Below are 18475 nucleotides of genomic sequence, written 5' to 3'. Positions count from 1 at the left end.
GCGCCCCCCGCCCCGCGCTGGGCCGTACGCGGGTCGCCGACCACCTCGCCCAGGCCTCCTTCCACATCGACGACGACTACGGCTACCAGCAGTTCTTCTGCTTCGACGACGTGTGGGAGGGCGGCCACCCGCACCTCGCCAAGTCGCTGCGCCGCTGGTTCGGCAAGTCGTGGGATCCGTTGAAGTGAACACTGCAAGGTTTTTGACAGAGCCCCCGCGCATGATGCGCACTCCACCCGGACGATCATGTGGGGGCGCACCACCATGGAGATACCAGCGAAGGTGACGGCGCTCGCCACCTCCCGCGACCTCGGCGCACCGGTCGGCCACCGCGACGACACCGGCAACGCCCTCTACCCGCTGCTGGTCAGCGCCGCCTCCTTCGCCACCGCGTTCACCCTGTTCTATCTGGCCGGCACCTACGCGTGGCCGCTGGTCCCGATCGCCGTCGGGGTGATGACGGCCGGCACGGGCAGCCTGGTCTGGGCGATGGTCCTCCCGTGGTGGGGCGGCCAGTCGGTGTACGCGTACGAGCGCGGCCTGGTCCACGTCCGACACGGCCGGGTCCGGGCCGCCCTGTGGTGCGAGATGGAACGCCTGGAGTTGCACGTCACCCACGACGGCGACCACACGACCGCGACGACGTCGGCCTACCTGCTGAAACCCAACGGCCAGCCACCCCTGCGGGTACGCCCCCGCCCGCACGAACAGCCCGACGGCAGCCACCAGGACCCGTTCGGCACGCTGCTGACCCGCCTGGTCGCCGACGCCGGCCGCCCGGTGGTCCAGACGACCGGCCCCTGACACCGGCCTCAGTCAGTCGACGGTGCCGGCTGGCGGCTGGCCGAGGTCATCGACCGGCGAGGGCTCCACCGGTGTTCCCAGGTCGGCCGGGTCCGCCGGGTCGGCCGGGTCGGTGCCCGGCATCCCGTCGGACGTCGGGGTGGGTTCGGGGGAGGCCGGCGATCCGGTGCTGGAGGCATCGACATCAGGGCCCACCGCCCCGGGGCCGGCCTCGCCGGGCTGGTCGCGGAAGGGGTCGGCGGACAGTGTCTCGTCCTCGGCGGCGTCGCCGAGCACCCCGGCGGCCCGTGTCAGACCGGCCGTTCCCTCTTCGAGATCGACCAGTTCGTACGCCGCGAGCGGCTCGCCGGCCGCGGGCTCGATCTTGACGACCTTCTCCGGCCGGTACGACTTCCACTTGCCTCTCGCGCTCTCCCACTGGACGTCGAGGCTGCCGGTGTCATGGTCGAAGGACCCGAGCGGATTACCGCACGTGCATTTGACGACCGGTTTTCCGTACTCGTCGACGAGGACGGCGATTCCCGCCTCCAAGAGGGCCTCATAGGCCTCGGCTTTGCCTTCCCGGTAGTCGTGGTTCTTCACCAGGGTGTCGTTGCGCAGTACCACGGGCGTGAGCTTCCTGACGAATCCTCGAATCTCGCCGGGCCCCGCCAAGCCCTGCACTCTCGCCCACTCCTGGGCTTTCCCGCGGTTGGCCGGGTCACCCAGGAAATCGGTGAGTCTTTTCTTCGCGCAGGATTTCTTGTTCCGGGTCCCGCCGTACAGACCAGGCTGATCGCCCTTCTTCGTGCCGCCGCCGATGGCGAACGTCTCGTCGACCATCGCGTCGATCCCGAGCTCGAGGGCCTCATCGAAGAAGGGCGCGACGGTCTTGGCACCGCGGGCCACCGCCTGGACGAGAACGGGCCCGCTGCACGCCGCACTGGTCCCGCCAACGGCGATCAGAAGGGCCAGGAGTACCGCGCACGCGACTGACTTACGCCCGATCCGCTGTTTCCCTGCCCATTTAATCTCAGTCACGGAGAAACAATAGAAACAGCAGTCAAATGCGAATTTCACTCCACTTGCACAGCCGATTCGAATGCCTTTCACAAAGGACTCCCATGACGTCACGAGATTGCGTGACCGTGTATAAAACCAGTCGTACCCGTGGGGAAAGGTGACCGCATGCGGCCTGATCGGCAGGCGATGGCAGAAGGAACGGTCTCCACCACGCTGACGATCGTCGTCGGTGTGGCGATCAACCTGGTGACCGGCGACCACCTCCTCACCGGCGGCGTCGCCCTCGTGATGGGAGGAGTGCTCACGGTCTGGTGGACCTCGAGGCTGGCGTCACGCCGAGCGGAAGCCGACGCCGGGGACGGCCGGCTCGAGAAGGCAGCGCTCATGCTGGCCGCAGCCGTCAGCGCCCGATGGCACGACGAAGCCGGCCGGCGGAGCCTGCTCGGCAGTCACCCCTTGAACGTGCGCTGGGGAAGGGTCGGCGCGGAGGCCGACGCCGGCGCGGATCTCGCCACCGTGTTCGCCGGCGCGCAGCGGCTGGTGGTGCTCGGCGAATCCGGCGCCGGCAAGAGTGTCCAGGCGATTCTGCTGACCTGCGCCCTGCTCGACTCCCCGGCACCCGGTCGGCCGATCCCGGTGCTGCTCTCCCTGGCCCGGTGGAATCCGGTCCGGCAGCAGTTGTGGCCATGGGTGGAGCGCAGGATCGTCGAGGACTACCGGATGTCCGAGGAGACGGTGCGCGAGCTGGTGGGATCAGGGCAGGTGATCCCGTTCCTGGACGGCCTCGACGAGTTGCCCGCGGGCCTGCGTACGCCGGCCCTCCGGGAGATCGGTGCGGCGGTGGGACAGAACCGGCCTTTCCTGCTGACCAGCCGGACCGCCGAGTATCAGCGCACGCCGTACCTGCTCACCGGGACCGTGGTCGTGCGGCTGGAACCGATCCTCGTCGACGACGCGGCCGACTTCCTCACCCGTGACGAGTCACCGGGCGCCACGCGCTGGCAGGACCTTCTCGGCACGTTCGCGACCGGGGGAACCCCGCTGGCCGCGGCCCTGTCCCGGCCGCTCCTGCTCGATCTCATGCGGACCGTGTATCTCACCGGCGAACGTGATCCCGCGGAACTGTCGGACCGGCAGGTCTTCGCGACCGTCGCGGACATCGAACACCACCTGCTCCGCTGGTATCTGCGTACCGTGTACGAGCCCCGCGCACCCCGGCCGGACGAGCGCTGGCGTCCCGGCCGGTACCTCTACCAGCGGCCCGCCGAAGCGGAACGCTGGCTCGCATTCCTCGCCCGCCGGCTCGACAACCCGGCGCGGCAGGGCATGGCCTGGTGGCGGTTGCCCGCAGCCGTACCCGGCCAGGGTTACGGCACCGCGATCGGCGTCAGCACCGCCGGACTGGTGAGCGTGCTGCTCGTGGTGCTCGGGGGCGCCCCGGACGGTGTCGTCCTGGCCCTGCTGTGGGGTCCGGTCGCCGGGATCGCCGCCGGGGTGGCCGGGCAGCAGGCGGTCGCCCACCTGCCCGTCGAACAGCCACGCGCCTTCACCCCGGTACGGCCCGAAACGGCCGTGACCGGTACGACCTGGCGATTCGGCCTGGCCTTCGGGGCGCCGGCCGCCGTCGCCGGGCTGCTGAACTTCGCCGATGGCCCGGTCATGGGGTTCATGACGATATCGATCATCTGCGCGGCCGCGGCGGGACTCGGGCTGGCCCTGGCGTTCGGTGCCCCGGTCACACTGGCGAGTGCGGCCAGTCCGTCGTCGGTGTTGCGCCGTGATCGAGCCACCGCCCTGGTCACGGCGGTGCCGGCGGCGCTGCTGGTGAGCTTGGTGTTCTGGACGGGCGTTGGCCCCCGTGTGGGTGTGGCCTGCGGCGTGGGAGTGCTGCTGGCCCGCATGTCCTGTGGCGCATACGGGGGTTTCGTCCATGCGCGATGGTGGCTGGCGGCGCGTGGCAGAACCCCGCTGTCGCTGATGACGTTCCTGGACGACGCCCACCGTCGTGGGGTGCTGCGCCAGGCCGGTGCCGTCTACGAGTTCCGGCACGACGCCCTGCGCCGTTACCTGCTCTCATCCGGCACGGGAGGCCGGAGGGCCCGCCACAGCGCCCACGTTCCGTGAATCATCACGGCCAGCCCCACAATGATCATCAGAGCCAGGAAGAACATGTACGGCGTGTACCAGGCCGCGTGACGGGAGAACCTCGGCGCAAACGTGATCAGCAGCATCCACGCCGACAGATAGGCGGCGATCAACAGGACCAGGGAGAGGCAATGGGCCAGGAGCCCGAGGAACGGACGGAAGCCGGCGAACCCGTCCGGGTGGCCCCGCTGAGGTTCCCACCGGACCCCGAGGCCGCGCAGGCGCAGAGGCAGGCCGCTGAAGAAGAGCACACGACCGATGAACCGCCCGGCCAGCAATCCTCCGGCCGTCTCCAGGAAGGCCGCGGCGACATTTCCGGTGAACATGCGCGACCCGTCCGCCTGCCACTGCGCGATGACGACGGCCCATGCCACGGCGATCAGCGCGGCCACCGACCAGCCGCCGTACCGGGCGTACCCGGCGGCGATCCGATGGAGGCGGGCGAGGGACGGGTCGAGCTGATCCGGCAGCACGGCGACCCCGTTCCCGGCCAGCGCCCGTACCACCGGTGTGGCTCTCATCGCCACCAGCAGCGACAGCGGATAGGCGAGCAGCAGCAGCGCGAACCCGGTACCCCACTGCCAGTCCCAGCGCACCGAATGCTGCAGATGAGGCAGCGTTCCGGCCACGACCAGCACGATCACGACGGTCACCAGAAACGGATAGTTGCGGAGCGCGAGACGCTCGAAATCATGGAGCGGTTCGGAGGTGCCGGTCTCGGTGAAGCTGCAGGGCCGCATCTGACCTCAACGGACAAGGCCCCCCGGAGGTTCGTCCGAGGCGCTCTAGCATGTCGGCATGGTCGAGCACGAGATCGCCTCGGAGGAAGACGGATGGTTTCGAGGCGACTGTCATGTGCACTCGCGCCGGTCGCACGCCGGTGAGCTGACTCCGGAACAGCTCGCGTCGGCGGCTCGTCAGGTCGGGCTCGACTTCGTCGCCGTCACCGAACACAACACCGCCGACACCCACAGCGCCTGGCAACAACTCGCCGGCGACGATCTGCTCGTCATCCTGGGCCAGGAGGTCGTCACCCGGACCGGGCACTGGCTGGCGCTCGGCATCGAACCCGGCCGGGTGATCGACGGGGACTACGGCGTGCGCGACGACCGCATCGGCCGGGCCATGGCCCAGGTCCATCGCACCGGAGGTCTGTGCGTCGCGGCCCATCCCCACGCCCCGTACCCCTCCGGCACCTTCGCGTATCCGTTCACCGGCTTCGACGCGGTGGAGGTCTGGAACGGCCTGTGGGCCTCCGACCTGCCGTGGAACGCCGACAACGAGGCGGCCCTGGCCGAATGGGGGCGCGGTCTGGCCGCCGGCGTCCACGCCGGCCACTGGATCCCGGCGATCGGCAACAGCGACGTTCATCTGGCCGGCCAGATCGGCACACCCCAGACGGTGGTACGGGCGCGGGCCCTCGACTCCGAGGCCATCATCGCCGGCATCCGCGCCGGACGTTGCTGGATCGCCGGGTCGGCCACCGTCCAGCTCGCCTTCACCGCCGAAGCCGGTGACCGGGTCGCCGAGGTCGGCGATCAGCTGACCACCGGCGGCGAGCCGGTCGTGCTGCGGTTGCGGGTCCACGGCGTACCGTCCGGCATGGTCTCCTTCCACACCGACCGTGGCCACGCCCACCAGCAGACTCTGCCCCCGGACGGTGCGGGTTCGATCGAGTGGTCCACCAGCGCGAGCGAATCGATGTTCGTCCGCGTCCAGGTCCGCCACTCCGACGGGCGCATGGCGGCCCTGACCAACCCCATCGTCCTGAAGTGAGGCGTGGGCGCCGTACTCAGCTGGTGGCCCGCGCCCACAGATCGTCCAGGACCGTGCCCGCCTCGGCGCCGTCCCGGGCCGCGACCGACAGGATCTCCCTGGTCAGGTGGACGGCCGCGGTGCTGATCACGAGCGTCGGCGACAGCCGGGACGAGAACCCGCGGGCCACGTCGAGAGCGTCACCGAGCCGCCCGTCGGCGACGTCGCCGGCGATCGCGTCGAGTGCCGGGTTCTCCCCGCCGGCGTCGATGCGACCGGACACGCCGTGAGCCAGGCCGAAATACCAGACCAGCAGGTCAGCGGGATCGCCGGTCTCGATCAGCACCCGCAGATGCTCACGCTGGGCGTCGGCGTCACCGGTCATCTGCGCCCACACCAGCCGGAACGGCGTCTCCGACACGGCGACCAGCTGCCCGGCCCGGCCGCAGCCCAGCGCCAGCAGATCGTCGCGGTTGTCGAACTGCATGACGAGCGCGGCCAGCGCCAGGATCGCGTCCATCGGCGCGTCGAGGGCGGTGTCCCCGGCTTCGGCGATCATCCGGTTCGCGGCGCGGCGGCAGAGCAGGGCGAAACTCGGCTCGGTCCAGCGGCGGGCCGTCTCGACGACGATGCCGCGCAGGGCCGGGCGTGGCGTGTTGGTGGTGCCGATGGAGGTGAGGAGAGCGTCGACCAGGCGGTCACCGGCGAGACCGTGGACGGTCCGCAGGATCTGCCCGGCGGCGATCAGCGCGATCTGGGTGAGGTCGACGGCGTGTTCGCCGCCGCTGTTCTCCTGGACAAGACGGCCCGCCCGCTCCGGCCGCCGGGCCAGATATTCCCCGGCGGCGACTTCGACGACGGCAGCCTTGCTGACGGTATCGGTCACGGCGAACGATTCTGCCCCAGCTGTCACATTCGGAACTCCCCGGCCGTCCCTCCCTTCGACCGACCATCGAGGAGGGCCCGTTGTCCACGGCATTCACCGTCGTCACGCTCGTCACCGCGTTCTTCACCGGTAGCGCCGCCGTGTTCTACCTGATCGGCCACGAATACCCTAAGTCGCAGGCGGACATGAAACGCATCCCCCGCAAGTATGTGCCGGTCCTCGGCTCGTTACTGGCCGCGGGCACCGCCGGGCTGCTGATCGGGTTCGCCGTACCCCTGATCGGAACCTTGGCCGCCGTCGGCCTGGTCCTCTATTTCACCGGCGCCCTGATCGCGCACTTGAGGGTCGGTTCCCGCAACCTGCTCGGCTGGGCGATCTTCGCCGTCACCGTCGTCACCGACCTGGTGGTGAATCTGCTGTACCACTGAGGTGCCGACCGACGTCGGTCAACTCGGCCAGCCGGCGACACAGAACCGGTTGCCGTCCGGGTCGGCCAGCACCACGAAGGGCAGCTCGCCGGGGTGCCGGTCCCCCGGCTCCGGATAGAACGGCCAGTCCACCCGGGTCGCACCGAGCTCCAGCAGCCGTTCCACCTCGCCGTCCAGACCGCCGGGGCCGGCCAGCAGGTCGAGGTGGACGCGCGGGAAGTCCTCGGCCGGGCTGCCGCTGTCGTCGAGGGCGATCGGCGCGCCCGGCTCGCCCGGTGGTGGTTCGAGGACGATCCAGTCGTCGCCGGCCCACCGGGGTGGCCGCCGCACCCAGCCGAGCGCCGCCGACCAGAAGGCGGCGGCCCGCCCGCAGTCGGTCACACCGAGGGAGATCTGTGCGAAGACGGCCATCCGCCGATCGTAGGTCGCACCCGCAGCCGCCCGGTCAGCAGGAACACCGCGACCATGTTGGCCACGAACAGGCCGGCGGTGGCGGCGGCGACCCAGCCGGGCAGGTCGTTGTTCAGGGCGAGGGCGGTCAGTCCGGCGAAGGCGACCGCGATCAGGGCGGTCACGATGCAGCCGGTGAGGTGGGCGGCCCACGTGCGGACGCCGCCGACCAGCGCCGCCACCGCCGGGCAGATCAGGGCGACCGCGGCGAGGCCGACGAACATCTGGATCACGGAGTCGGCCATCGTCCAGAACAGCTGCACGGTCACGGGGACGGTCATCGCGAAAGCGGCGACGGCGTCGGCGACCAGGACGATCGGGGCGATGACGGCCGCCGCCGAGACGGGGCCGCGCGGGTTGTCGGTGAGCACGCGGGAACGCTAACGGTCTTCTATGCTGCGACGGTGGCCCGTACGCGCCACCTGCACCGGTTCTCCACAGTCTCTCCGCAAGGGATCAGCCGTGGCCCACACCGACGTGTTCGACGACCTCGAAGCCGAGCAGCAGCAGCTGGAGTCGGTCCTGGCCCGGTTGTCCCCGGCCGACTGGGCGACGCCGTCGGCGGCGGCCGGCTGGACGATCGCCGACGTGGTGCTGCATCTCGCGCAGACCGAGGAGGCGGTGACCGCCACCGTCGGCGCGCACGGCGATCCGGTCCGCTGGCACGAGCTGGGCGCCACCGTCGACGAGGCGATGGGCGCCCTGGTCGCCGCCGAGCGCGGCGACGGCGAGCAGATCTTCGGCAGGTGGCGGGTCGCCCGGCGCGATGCGGTCGCGGCACTGCGGGCCGCGGACCCCCATCAGCCGGTACGGTGGGTCGCCACCCCGTTGAAGCCGCCCACCCTGGCCACCACCCGGCTGGCCGAGCACTGGGCGCACGCCCTGGACATCACCGTTCCGCTGGGCGTCGGCTACCCCGACACGGCCCGTCTGCGGCATGTCGCCTGGCTCGGCATGGGCACCCTGCCGTACGCGTTCCGCCTGGCCGGTCTGCCCCCGGCACCGGTGCGCTGCGACCTGACCGCCCCGGATGGCTCCCAGTGGCTTCTCGGCGACCCGTCCGCCGACAGTGTGATCAGCGGCCCGGCCGCCGACTTCTGCCGGGTCGGAGCCCAGCGCCTGCCTCCCGGCGATTCAAAACTGCAGGTCAGCGGGCCACACGGAGCGACCGCCCTGCGGCTGCTGCGCAACTACGCCGTCAGCTAGCCACCTTCCACGGTCAGGGTCTGCCAGGCCCGCTGCACCGCTGTCGACGGGCTGTCTCCGAAGCTCTCCGGCGCCTCACTCCAGGAGCCGGTCGACCAGCCCGTCACCCGGCTCCTCGTCGGGGAGAAGATCCTCTTCGACTGTGGTGAGGAGGCGTTCGGCGATCTGCTCCACGTCTCCGGTCACACCGGCTGTGCGTAGTGCGGTGGTCAGCTCCGCCCGTACCCCCGGGGAATTGAGGATCGGAACCAGCAGCAGCAGGACCATCGCGCCCAGACGCGGGGTGGGCTGGCGGCCGGCGAGGCCGGACAGCTCGGCCCAGCTGATGCCGCGCCCGGCCCGCGCCCCCTCGTCCACCGCGAACGTGATCGCCGTCCCACCGTCCGGGAGCAGCAGATAGTCGACACCCTCGTCCTCGTCGAAGTTCCGCTGGACGACGGCGAGCCGCGCACCCCGGCCGGTGTCGAAGACGAACACCGGCCACGCCGAGGGATCAGTCAACCGGGCGTAGGCCGACTCGACATCGCCCTCGTCCATGCCGAACAGTGCCGCGACCTGGTCCATCGGCTCGTCCAGGCGGCCGCCCAGGAAGGCGGGCCAGAAACCGGGCAGGTCGAGCAACTCCGGCGCCTCGCGGGCCAGGCCGTCGTCGTCGTATCCGGGGAGCAGCGTCACGGGACGACGATAGGCGGTCGGCCGCGTCTAGGATCGGCCGGGTGACGACGGCGGAGTGGGCGCGGAACTGGGCGCAGACGTGGCGGACCGGCTGGCCGGCGCAGGACGTCGAGGCGATCGCCGCACTGCAGGCGCCGCACGGTGACCACTGGGCCGGGATCCTGCGCCGTTTCCGGGGCCGCGACGGGCTGCGGACCTACCTCGCCGAGTGTTTCGACGAGGAGACCCGCCCGGCCGAGGTGTGGTTCGGTGAGCCGGTCGTCACCGGCGACACGGCGGCCGTGGAGTACTGGGCGGTCACCTATCCGGGTGGCGAGGCACTGACCATCTCCGGCTGTACGGTGCTGTTGTTCGGCGCCGACGGGCTGGTCGTCGAGGCCCGCGACTACTCGCACGCCGAGCCCGGGGCGCTCCGGCCGCACGCCCGGCAGTTGCCGCGCCTGTCCGGATGGCCGGATTCGGACGAGTAGAGTGCGGCCGTGGCCTGCCGCGGATACTTCCTCGCCCTCGACGAGCGCTGCACCGCGCGACTGCTGGCCTGCGACTCCGACGACGCGCTCCGCGACGTCCTGGAGGAGTTCGACATGAACGCCGACATGTCCGACGAGTGCGTCGTCGACAAGGCGTGGGACGGCATCCACCGCTGCCTCACCGAGGGCGGCCTGGGCAGCGACGACGGCACCTATCCGCTGAACGCGGTGGTTCTCGGCGGCCGGCACCTCTACCGCGGCGACGCCTACATCGTCTGTCACAACAGCGCCGGCGAGGTGCGGGAGATCGCCGCCGCCCTCGACGAGGCCGACCTGGAGCAGTTCGCCGCCGTCTTCTGGTCGCTGGACGCCGGCGACTACGGCGCCTACATCGACCAGCACGGCCTGACCTACCTGCTCGACTACTTGAAGGACGTGACCGCTTTCTACCACCGAGCGGCCACCGCCGGCTGGTCCACGGTCTTCGTCGTCGATCAGTGACAGGGGTTAGCGTGGGGTATGGGCCACGACGGGACGATTCTGGTTATCGGCGGGACCGGCACGGTGGGGAGCCGGGTGGCTGCACGGCTTCGGGAGGCCGGGCGGGACGTGCGGGTGGTGTCGCGCCATACCGTGCCACGGTTCGACTGGGCGGAGCCCGGCTCGTGGGCGGCCGCGTTGGTCGGCGTACCCACGATGTTCATTCTTCTGCCGGATCAGACGGCGATGCCGGAGGCGTTTCTTCCGGAGGCGCTGCGCGCCGGGGCGCGGCGGGTGGTGCTGCATTCCGATCGGGGCCTGGAGGTGATGGGTCTCGGTCACCTGCAAAAGGCCGAGCAGTGGGTACGGGACTCCGCCCCCGAATGGACAATCGTGCGTCCCGACTGGTTCCACCAGGATTTCGAGACGTTCTTCCGGCAGCCCGTGGTCGACGGCCGGCTGTGTGTTCCGGTCGGTGACGCCCGGCAGGGTTTCATCGACGCCGACGACATCGCCGCGGTGGAGGTGGCCGCCCTGACCGGCGACGACCTGCTCGGCCGGCTGGTGGAGGTGACCGGCCCGCGGGCGCTGTCGTTCGGTGAGGCGGCCGCCGAGATCTCCCGCGCGACCGGCCGGGAGATCACCTTCGACGGTTCTCCCGACGCGTTCCGCAAGGCGATGAGCGCCGACGGCCTGCCCGACGAGGTGATCGAGTCCCTGGTCGAGGGCTACACGCGGCTGCGTTCCCGCGGCGACACCGAGCCGACGGGCACGGTCGAGGAGGTCCTGGGCCGCCCGGGCGTGGACTTCGCCGCGTATGCCGCCGGCGCCGCCGCCCGCGGGGTCTGGTGACCGGGGGCCGGAAGACCCTGGCCGGGCAGGCGGACCGTGGGCAGGATCAGGGCCGGCGGTCACAACGGGAGCGGACCATGGGTGAGGTTTTGGTCGCACGCCGGCATCCGGGCGGGCACGGCGGGGACACACCGGGCGGTTGTACTCACCCGGTGCAGATGTCGTGGCCGGACGCCTACGCCACCGCGCGGGACGCCGCCAAGCCGCTGCCCGCCGAACTGACGCCGGTGGTCGCGGCGACCGGCCGGGTGCTGGCCGCGGCGGTGCGGTGCGAGCGGCCGGTTCCGGCGTTCGACAACGCGGCGATGGACGGGTATGCGGTGGCCGGCGACGGCCCGTGGGCGGTGTGCGGGCGGGTGCTCGCCGGCAGTCCGGCCGGCGCGGCGGTCCTGCGGGCGGGTACGGCCGTGGAGATCGCGACCGGGGCGCTGCTGCCGGCCGGCACCGAGGCGGTGATCCCCTACGAGGACTGCTGGGTCGAGGACGGCCTGGTCATCGGCGCGGTCGGGACGCGCCGGCACATCCGGCGGGCCGGTGACGCCCTCTCCCCCGGCACACTGATCGCCCCCGCCGGGCGGATCGTGACGGCGACCGTGGCGGCGGCCGCGCTGCAGGCCGGGGCCGAGCACGTGCTGGCGTACCGGCCGCCGACGGTGACGATGCTGGTCACCGGCGACGAGGTGATCACCGACGGGACGCCGGGGCCGGGGCAGGTGCGGGACACGTTCACCGGGCTGGTCGCGGCGGTCACCGCGCGTGCCGGTGGTGGGTTCACGCTCTCGCGGCGGCTGCCCGACGAGCCGGACCTGCTGGCGGCGGCGCTCGGGACGGCCGGCACCGACGTGATCGTGGTCAGCGGCTCGTCGTCGGCCGGGGCGGCCGATCATCTGCACCGGCTGCTCGGCGCGGCGACCGCGACCTGGCTGGTCCGGGGTGTCGGCTGCCGTCCCGGTCATCCGCAGGCGCTGGCGGTGCTGCCGGACGGTCGTTTCGTGGTCAGTCTGCCCGGTAACCCGTACGCCGGCCTGGTCGCCGCCCTGACCCTGCTGGAACCGCTGGTGGCCGGCCTCGCCGGACGCCCGCCCACCGGCCTGCCGACCGCGACGGTGACCGGCCGCGCCACGCTGATGCCCGGCGGTGTCCGCATCGTCCCGGTCGGCCCGGACGGCGACCTGACGGCGGCCGGACCGGTCGGTCTGCACGCCGCCGCCGCTGCCGGGACCCTCGCCGTCCTGCCCGACGACTGGGCCGACGGAAAACCGGTCGTCACGCTGACCGTCCCGTGACTACCATCGGCGGCAGCTGTGGGCGGCCATCGCGGCGCTTCCTTCTCACACTTTCCGGGTTCAGCACCGTGTCTCTCCGCCCACAGCTTCACGTTCCCGGCGGGTCGTCGTTGAGGATCCGCTCGAAGAGATGGCTGTCCTGCCAGGCCCCGTTGAGGAACAGGTGGCTGTGCGCGGTGCCGTAATGGACGAATCCGTTCTTGGTGAGCACCTTCTGCGAGCCGGTGTTCGTCGGCGCGGTCGCCGCCTCCATCCGGTGCACCCCGCGGTCCGCGGCGATGACCAGAAGATCCGCGACGGCGGCGGTGGCCAGGCCCCGCCCCTGCTCGCCGGGGTCGACCCAGTAGCCGATGGTCGCGCCGCACCGGGGTGACGGCGTGAGATCGGCGAACGACGCGTAACCGACGACCCGGTCGCCGCGGATCATCGCCCGGGTGGCCAGCTCGCCGGCGCGTTCCCTGGCCACGATCGACCGCATCCGATCACGCTGGCCGTCGAGGGTGAAGAACGACTCGGACCGCGGCGGCTCGAAGGGCGCCAGGTAGGCCCGGTTGCGCAGGTGGGCGTCGAGGACCGCGGCGGCGTCCTCCTCGCGCAGCGAACGCATCACGATGTCCGGCATCGACGCATCCTAACGGCGCCGGCCCACCGGCGGGGTCAGGGCCCGATGTCGTACCCCTGCTCTAGGGTTCGCGCATGGTCGATGTCGAGGTGCGCAGCCGGGTGACCGGCACGTCCGGAGGGCTGCCGCCGGTGCGGGTGCGCCCGGCCGGGGAGAGCACGACCGCGCGGGAGCTGATCCGCCTCGCGGTCGAGGAGCAGCTGCGGCTCGCCGGGGCCGACGCGGCGCGCTGCCGTGGTGCCCTGGCCCGGCAGTTCCTGTCCGACGAGGACGTGCGTGCCCAGGCCGCGTCCGGCGTGATCCGCATGCCGTCCGGGCCCGTCTCCCCACCCGGGGTGGAGGGCGAGGTCACGCGGGCGCAGCGGGCGTTCGGCCGGGGCGTGTTCGTCATGTTCCACGCGGGCCGTCAGGTCACCGGCCTCGACGAGCCGGTCACGGTCCGGGCCGGCGAGCCGGTCGTCTTCCTGCGACTGGTCGCCCTGGTGGGTGGCTGATGGCCGATCCGTTCGCCGACATTCCCGAGTCGTGTGTGCCGGCCGCGCGCGACGGTCGTGAGGTGCTGCTGGCGTTGCTGGAGCGGGCGCGGGCCGCCGGTCCGGCGGAGCTGGTCCCGCTCGCCGACGAGATCCGCCGCTCGATGCGACGCGGTGACCGGCTGGCCGGCGGTCATCTGCGGTCCTGTTCGGCCGACGTCGTGGCGGCGCTCGACGATGTCTATGACGGGGCGTTCCCGGTCGCCGGCGGCGCCGACATCGGTGCGGTGCTGGACACGCCGTGGGCGAGCGCCTCGCGCCGGGCGTTGCTGGCCACGACGCTGAGCGGGCTCGGCCTGTCGGTCTGGCTGGACGACGTGGCCCGGCAGGCGCTGGCCGCCGCCGACCTCCGGTTGCTGCGGGCGCTGATCCACACGCCGCTCGGTGACATCGCCCGGCATCTGACGGCCCGCGCGCTGGACGCGCTGCACACCGCGGGCGTCCTCGACGCGGCGACGGTGGTGCGGGCTTTCACCGACGATCGTTACCTGTGGGCCGACATCGAGTCCCTCCCGTGCGCCGGCGCGGTCCGGGCCCACATCGACACGCTGGTGTGGAGCCTGCTCCCCGCCGGGACCGCTGCGGCCGATCTGCCGGAGGAGATGGATCTTCCGAGGGCGCCGGCTCCGCGGGGGCTGCGGTTCGTGCGGGTCGCGCTGGACTGGCCCGGTGACCCGGAGGTGGCCGCATACCTCGGGACGGCCGAGCTGACCTTCGCCGAGCAGCACGAGCTGGTCGCCGTTCTCCGGGAGCGGCCCGACGACGACAGGCAGCGGGTCTGGCAGTGGCGGGTCGAGGCGGGTGACGACGCGGCGATGCTGCCGCTGTTCGACCTGGAGGCGGGCGGGCCACTGCTGCGGCTGATCCGGGCGATGCCGACCGGCCACGAGGCGTTCCGGCAGGACCGGGCGGGGATCCTCGCCACGGTCGAGGCGATCGGCCCCGAGGTCGCCCGCAGACTGCTGAGACGGCAGCCCTGCGAGCTGATCTCGGCGGTCCTCGGCGACAACCGGCCGGCCGTGCAGAGACGGGTGAGGAACAACGCACTTCAGGGCATCGCCGCGTTCGGGATGCTGCCGCTCGCCCCCGGCGAGACGGCCCTCGACCGCTATCTGACGTTGCGGGAGGTGGCGAAGAGGGGCGCCAAGCTCGGCCCGAACCGTCGTATTTCGCACGCCGCCGCGATCGACATCGCCCTCGGCCACCTGGCCCAGGTGACCGGGGCCGCCGACGCGAGCCGCCTCGAGTGGGAGTGCGAGGCCCAGCTCGCCGCCGAGACACCGTCCGGCGCGGATGTCGGCGATTACCGGATCGAGCTGCGGTTCGACGGCGCGGAGCCGCTGCTGGCGGTCACCAGGGGCGGTAAGCCGCTCAGGTCGGTCCCGGCCACCGTCCGCGGGCACGAGGCCTACCGTGATCTGCGCGAGCACCAGGAGCGGCTCCGCGAGCAGGCCCGCCGTATGCGGACCGGCCTGGTCGAGCGGCTCGTCGCGACCGCCGCGACGCTGGCACCCGACGAGCTGGCCCGGCTGTCGTCGCTCCCGGCCGGCGCGGCGATGCTGCCCGGCCTGATCTGGCGCGACGCCGGCGGCACGGTCGGCCTGCTCGACGACGTCGACACGACCGGCCCGGTCACCGCCGTGCACCCGTTCGACCTGCTGACCGGGGGGACGCTGGCCGCCTGGCAGGAGGAGATCGTCCGGCGCAGGCTGCGGCAGCCGGTGAAACAGGCGTTCCGCGAGCTGTACGTGGTGACCCCCGCCGAGCGTGACGCCGTCGACGTGTCGCAGCGGTTCGCCGGCCAGACCGTGTCCGGCCGGGTCGCCGCCCAGCTGCTGGCGGGCCGGGGCTGGTCGACCGGCCACGAGTATGGTGATCATCAAGCCACCCGCCCGGCCGGTGCCGGCCTGACCGCCGCGCTCAGTGCCGATCTCCACGGCTACTGGGGCATGGACGACGTGCGGATCGGCGAGGTGCGGTTCCTGCGGTCCGGCCGGCCGGTCCCGCTGGCGGAGGTGCCGCCGACGGTGTTCTCCGAGGTCATGCGCGATCTGGACCTGGCCGTCTCGGTCGCCGGCACCGCCCCCGACCGATGGGGTTCACCGGCGCGGGCGGAGAGCAGGGCCCGGGTGCTGGCCGCGTTGATCACCGACCTGGGCCTGACCCGTGTCACCGTCGACGGCACGGCCGCCGTCGTCCACGGCACCCGGGCCACCTACCGCGTGCATCTGACCAGCGGCAGCATCCACGTCGAGCCGGGCGGCTACCTGTGCGTCGTCCCGGCCGGTTTCGGCGCCACCGACCATCACCGGTTGTTCCTGCCGTTCGCCGACGACGACCGGATGACCAGCGTGATCCTGAGCAAGGTGCTGCTGCTGTCGGAGGACGACCGCATCACCGACCCGTCGATCCTCCAGCAGTTGACGACGCTGACCTGACCCGAGGAGCCACATCATGCAGTTCGTCCCATCGGCGTGGGCGCAGTTCCGCGACAAGCTGACCGGCGAGGCCGCCTCCGCCCTGGAGGCTCTCGCACTGCCGTCGGTGCGCCTGCATCCGGATGACACCGCCGATGTTGTCCCGGGTCAGCCGGGCGGCCCCGCCGATCCGGCGGGCGTCGTCACCCGTTTCGGCGGCGTGCCACTGGTCGACGACGACTTCACCTGGCCGCACACCGACGACGGCCGGCCGCTGTGCCTGATCGCCCAGGTGAACACCGACCAGGTCAACGGCTGGGCCGGCGAGCAATTGCTTCCGGCGGGCCTGCTGCTCAATTTCTTCTACGACGCGGTCGAGCAGGAGACATGGGGTTGCCAGCCGCAGGACGCCCACTATTGGCGGGTGGTCACGGCTGATTCGGCCGGAGCACGCCCGGCTGAGGCCCCGGAGGAGGCGATCACGTTCGCGGCGCGCTCGGTCACCGGGCAGCCGGTGGCAACGATGCCGTGGCCGTCGGAGCCGGCGTTCGAGGCGGTCGCCGCCACCCACGACGTGGACGACACCGCCTACGGCAACATCGACGCCGAGGAGGAGTCGCCACGATATCGGCTTCTCGGCTGGCCGGAGCCCCAGCAGGGACCGATGCAACGCGACTGCCAGCTCGTCTCCAGCGGTGTCGACCTGTGGGACCCGGCAGACCTCCACCATCCCCGGGTGGAAGGCCTCGCGGCCGGCGCCGACGACTGGCGGTTGCTCCTCCAGGTCGACTCCGACGACGAGCGGGAGGAGGACGAGTGGCTGTGGGGCGACTCGGGGATGCTGTATTTCTGGATCCGCCGCCAGGACCTCGCCGCCGCCCGCTTCGACCGCGTCTGGGCCATGATCCAGGGGTAGTGGCGAGTTCACGGGCTCCCGGCCATGCCCTGTCGGCGCCCGAGGGTCATGCGCCCTCGGGCTTGCCCGCGCGGCGTTTGTAACGCTTGTAGAGCCACTCCCCGGCCATGTAGACGAGGACGGCCGGTATGGTCACGACGACCAGCGCGGCTTTGAGGGCCTTGTCCAGCAGCGGGTCGACGACACGGTCGACGGCTCGGCTGACCCCCTTGTCGATCGCGCCGAAGACGAGGACGAACGGCAGCAGGATCAGGTACACCCCGCATGTCGCGAACACGGCGATGAGGTGGACGTAGAGCGGGACACCGGCGATCTCCCGCTCGAGGAACGACGGCTCGGGCGCGCGGGGCGGGTAAGGATGCACGGCCTCACTGTAGAGAAGCCTGCCAATACCGTGCCCAGTCACATGTCCGAAAAGGATCTCACGCCCCGATTCGGGAACGGGCGACGATTCGACGTCGACGGTCCCGTCGAGCGCGTCGACCCGTTGCCGGAGCGGTCAACCCGAACCCACCGACTCTCCGGGCCTCCGGGGCAGACCCCGGCGCGGGCGCACGTCGGGCAGCGCCTCCTGAACCGCCCGCAACACCGTCACCTCCACCTCCGCATGAACCGGAACCGGCGTCCCGGTGACCGTATCGCCCGCCGTCACCCCGTACAGGGAGGAAAGGAGGTGACCGTCTGGCTGACAGCCTCGCTGAGCCGCACGCCTCCAACGGCCCGGGGCCCGGAACGCTAACGGGCGGCGGCGGGCACCGCGTCGGCGGTCAGGTTGCGGGCCTGCGCGACCAGGTGGGCGAGCGGCGGCGGCAGGTGGCGGCGGAACTGGTCGGACAGCCGGGCCCGGTCACGCGGGTTGCAGGTGTCCAGGACGAACTCGTCGAGGCCGGTGGCGAGGACGAGCCCGGCCAGCATGAGGTCGGCGACGTCCAGATCCTCGTTGTACGACAGGTGGGTGCGGATCCGGGCGGCCGGCTCGCCGGGACTCTTCGGGTCGGTGAGCACCAGGGAGGTGGTGCCGGCGCCGAGCAGCCGCCGTTTGGTCTCCAGCCGCATCACTCCGGCCACGATGAGCCGCCGCTCGATGAGCTCGGTGGCCTCGGCGGCGAAGTAGTGGATCCACTGGCCCGCCCCGTACGGCCCGGGGCCGCCCGCCATCCGTTTCAGCACCGCCGAGCTGGCCGGGTCGCCCGTGGGCGTGGCGTCCACCACGTGCAGCAGGACGCCGTCGGGCCGCAGGCGGCGCCAGAACATCAGCTCACCGAGCAGGGCGGCGGCCAGGCCGACGCCGAGCACGCGGTCGGACAGCAGCAGCCGTCCGCCGATGCCGTCGTGCGCGGCCAGGTAGAAGTCGTCGGCGGGTGCCAGTTTCGGCGGCGATGTCATGGCTCAGCCCCAGAGATCGACGTCCGTGTCGGAACGCCACGTTAGCCGCGAATGGTTGCCACAAGGTTGCCGCCCGGTGAGAGGTGCCTGGGGAAAGCCGACGTAGGGTGAGCAACGGCTCTCACGTGCGGCACGGACGTGTCGATACGGCAAGAGGATCGC

The 18475-nt window shown here is 71.7% G+C and carries 21 protein-coding genes; 12 read left to right on the top strand and 9 right to left on the bottom strand.

The genetic code is table 11. The features are described 5' to 3' along the window. The first annotated feature begins 264 nt into the window (after window positions 1–264). Entirely contained in the window at window positions 265–804 is a 540-nt protein-coding gene (locus tag ACFO0C_RS25845; protein ID WP_378069267.1) for a hypothetical protein, read from the top strand. 12 nt (window positions 805–816) lie between these two features. Here ACFO0C_RS25845 and ACFO0C_RS25840 read toward each other — a convergent pair whose 3' ends face one another. After that, window positions 817–1896, bottom strand: a complete 1080-nt coding sequence (locus ACFO0C_RS25840) for a DUF6777 domain-containing protein (RefSeq protein ID WP_378069266.1) — start codon at window positions 1894–1896, stop codon at window positions 817–819. 75 nt (window positions 1897–1971) lie between these two features. Between ACFO0C_RS25840 and ACFO0C_RS25835 the strand changes: the two genes are divergently transcribed. Continuing rightward, window positions 1972–3930 carry an NACHT domain-containing protein gene (locus ACFO0C_RS25835; protein WP_378069265.1) on the top strand — a complete coding sequence of 653 codons (1959 nt, stop codon included), beginning with the start codon at window positions 1972–1974 and terminating at the stop codon, window positions 3928–3930. Here the strand turns inward: ACFO0C_RS25835 and ACFO0C_RS25830 are convergent. Next, the gene (locus tag ACFO0C_RS25830) at window positions 3870–4691 is read right to left on the bottom strand and encodes a hypothetical protein (RefSeq protein WP_378069264.1); all 822 of its coding nucleotides are present in this window, start codon (window positions 4689–4691) and stop codon (window positions 3870–3872) included. The genes ACFO0C_RS25835 and ACFO0C_RS25830 overlap by 61 nt on opposite strands. 58 nt (window positions 4692–4749) lie before the next feature. On the opposite strand from ACFO0C_RS25830, the gene ACFO0C_RS25825 reads away from it, so the two are divergent. Continuing rightward, complete coding sequence (locus ACFO0C_RS25825) at window positions 4750–5727, top strand: CehA/McbA family metallohydrolase (protein WP_378069263.1); 978 nt, start codon at window positions 4750–4752, stop codon at window positions 5725–5727. Between the two features lie 16 nt (window positions 5728–5743). On the opposite strand, the gene ACFO0C_RS25820 is transcribed toward ACFO0C_RS25825, so the two are convergent. Next, on the bottom strand, window positions 5744–6592 hold the full coding sequence (locus ACFO0C_RS25820) for a hypothetical protein (RefSeq protein ID WP_378069262.1): 849 nt from the start codon (window positions 6590–6592) through the stop codon (window positions 5744–5746). 80 nt (window positions 6593–6672) lie between these two features. Here ACFO0C_RS25820 and ACFO0C_RS25815 point away from each other — a divergent pair, with 80 nt between their 5' ends. Continuing rightward, complete coding sequence (locus ACFO0C_RS25815) at window positions 6673–7020, top strand: DoxX family protein (protein WP_378069261.1); 348 nt, start codon at window positions 6673–6675, stop codon at window positions 7018–7020. 18 nt (window positions 7021–7038) lie between these two features. Here the strand turns inward: ACFO0C_RS25815 and ACFO0C_RS25810 are convergent, their stop codons facing one another. Beyond that, window positions 7039–7431 (bottom strand): VOC family protein, encoded by a 393-nt coding sequence (locus ACFO0C_RS25810; protein WP_378069260.1) that lies wholly within the window; start codon window positions 7429–7431, stop codon window positions 7039–7041. Continuing rightward, a complete protein-coding gene (locus ACFO0C_RS25805; RefSeq protein ID WP_378069259.1) occupies window positions 7398–7841 on the bottom strand; it encodes a hypothetical protein in 444 nt (147 codons plus the stop codon). The genes ACFO0C_RS25810 and ACFO0C_RS25805 overlap by 34 nt, the downstream gene beginning before the upstream one ends. A gap of 91 nt (window positions 7842–7932) precedes the next feature. On the opposite strand from ACFO0C_RS25805, the gene ACFO0C_RS25800 reads away from it, so the two are divergent. Next, a complete protein-coding gene (locus ACFO0C_RS25800) occupies window positions 7933–8676 on the top strand; it encodes a maleylpyruvate isomerase family mycothiol-dependent enzyme (RefSeq protein ID WP_378069258.1) in 744 nt (247 codons plus the stop codon). A gap of 75 nt (window positions 8677–8751) precedes the next feature. Here ACFO0C_RS25800 and ACFO0C_RS25795 read toward each other — a convergent pair whose 3' ends face one another. Continuing rightward, the gene (locus tag ACFO0C_RS25795; RefSeq protein WP_378069257.1) at window positions 8752–9351 is read right to left on the bottom strand and encodes a hypothetical protein; all 600 of its coding nucleotides are present in this window, start codon (window positions 9349–9351) and stop codon (window positions 8752–8754) included. Window positions 9352–9392: 41 nt separating this feature from the next. Here ACFO0C_RS25795 and ACFO0C_RS25790 point away from each other — a divergent pair, with 41 nt between their 5' ends. The 4 genes from ACFO0C_RS25790 to ACFO0C_RS25775 all read left to right on the top strand — a co-directional run bounded on the left by ACFO0C_RS25790 (window position 9393) and on the right by ACFO0C_RS25775 (window position 12439). Continuing rightward, complete coding sequence (locus tag ACFO0C_RS25790; RefSeq protein ID WP_378069256.1) at window positions 9393–9821, top strand: nuclear transport factor 2 family protein; 429 nt, start codon at window positions 9393–9395, stop codon at window positions 9819–9821. Between the two features lie 9 nt (window positions 9822–9830). Then, entirely contained in the window at window positions 9831–10322 is a 492-nt protein-coding gene (locus tag ACFO0C_RS25785) for a DUF1877 family protein (RefSeq protein WP_378069255.1), read from the top strand. Window positions 10323–10340: 18 nt separating this feature from the next. Further along, complete coding sequence (locus ACFO0C_RS25780; RefSeq protein WP_378069254.1) at window positions 10341–11153, top strand: NmrA family NAD(P)-binding protein; 813 nt, start codon at window positions 10341–10343, stop codon at window positions 11151–11153. A 77-nt stretch (window positions 11154–11230) separates the two neighbouring features. After that, complete coding sequence (locus ACFO0C_RS25775; RefSeq protein WP_378069253.1) at window positions 11231–12439, top strand: molybdopterin molybdotransferase MoeA; 1209 nt, start codon at window positions 11231–11233, stop codon at window positions 12437–12439. Window positions 12440–12527: 88 nt separating this feature from the next. Here ACFO0C_RS25775 and ACFO0C_RS25770 read toward each other — a convergent pair whose 3' ends face one another. Beyond that, entirely contained in the window at window positions 12528–13061 is a 534-nt protein-coding gene (locus ACFO0C_RS25770; RefSeq protein WP_378069252.1) for a GNAT family N-acetyltransferase, read from the bottom strand. A gap of 74 nt (window positions 13062–13135) precedes the next feature. On the opposite strand from ACFO0C_RS25770, the gene ACFO0C_RS25765 reads away from it, so the two are divergent. Genes ACFO0C_RS25765 through ACFO0C_RS25755 form a run of 3 tightly spaced genes read left to right on the top strand, consistent with a single transcriptional unit; the run spans window position 13136 to window position 16927 of the window. Continuing rightward, the gene (locus tag ACFO0C_RS25765; protein WP_378069251.1) at window positions 13136–13555 is read left to right on the top strand and encodes a hypothetical protein; all 420 of its coding nucleotides are present in this window, start codon (window positions 13136–13138) and stop codon (window positions 13553–13555) included. Beyond that, a complete protein-coding gene (locus tag ACFO0C_RS25760; RefSeq protein ID WP_378069250.1) occupies window positions 13555–16032 on the top strand; it encodes a DUF4132 domain-containing protein in 2478 nt (825 codons plus the stop codon). Before ACFO0C_RS25765 ends, ACFO0C_RS25760 begins: the two co-directional genes overlap by 1 nt. A 16-nt stretch (window positions 16033–16048) precedes the next feature. Next, window positions 16049–16927: a YwqG family protein gene (locus ACFO0C_RS25755; RefSeq protein ID WP_378069249.1), complete on the top strand. Its 879-nt coding sequence runs from the start codon at window positions 16049–16051 to the stop codon at window positions 16925–16927. Window positions 16928–16973: 46 nt separating this feature from the next. On the opposite strand, the gene ACFO0C_RS25750 is transcribed toward ACFO0C_RS25755, so the two are convergent. Both ACFO0C_RS25750 and ACFO0C_RS25745 read right to left on the bottom strand, forming a co-directional pair. After that, complete coding sequence (locus ACFO0C_RS25750) at window positions 16974–17291, bottom strand: hypothetical protein (RefSeq protein WP_378069248.1); 318 nt, start codon at window positions 17289–17291, stop codon at window positions 16974–16976. A gap of 371 nt (window positions 17292–17662) precedes the next feature. Further along, window positions 17663–18313 carry a GOLPH3/VPS74 family protein gene (locus tag ACFO0C_RS25745; protein ID WP_378069247.1) on the bottom strand — a complete coding sequence of 217 codons (651 nt, stop codon included), beginning with the start codon at window positions 18311–18313 and terminating at the stop codon, window positions 17663–17665. Window positions 18314–18475 lie beyond the last annotated feature (162 nt).

This window comes from Actinoplanes subglobosus, assembly GCF_042650585.1.
Lineage (GTDB): Bacteria > Actinomycetota > Actinomycetes > Mycobacteriales > Micromonosporaceae > Actinoplanes > Actinoplanes subglobosus.
The sequence above is the reverse complement of the archived record's forward strand: the minus strand, read 5'-3'. Positions and strand labels throughout refer to the sequence as shown.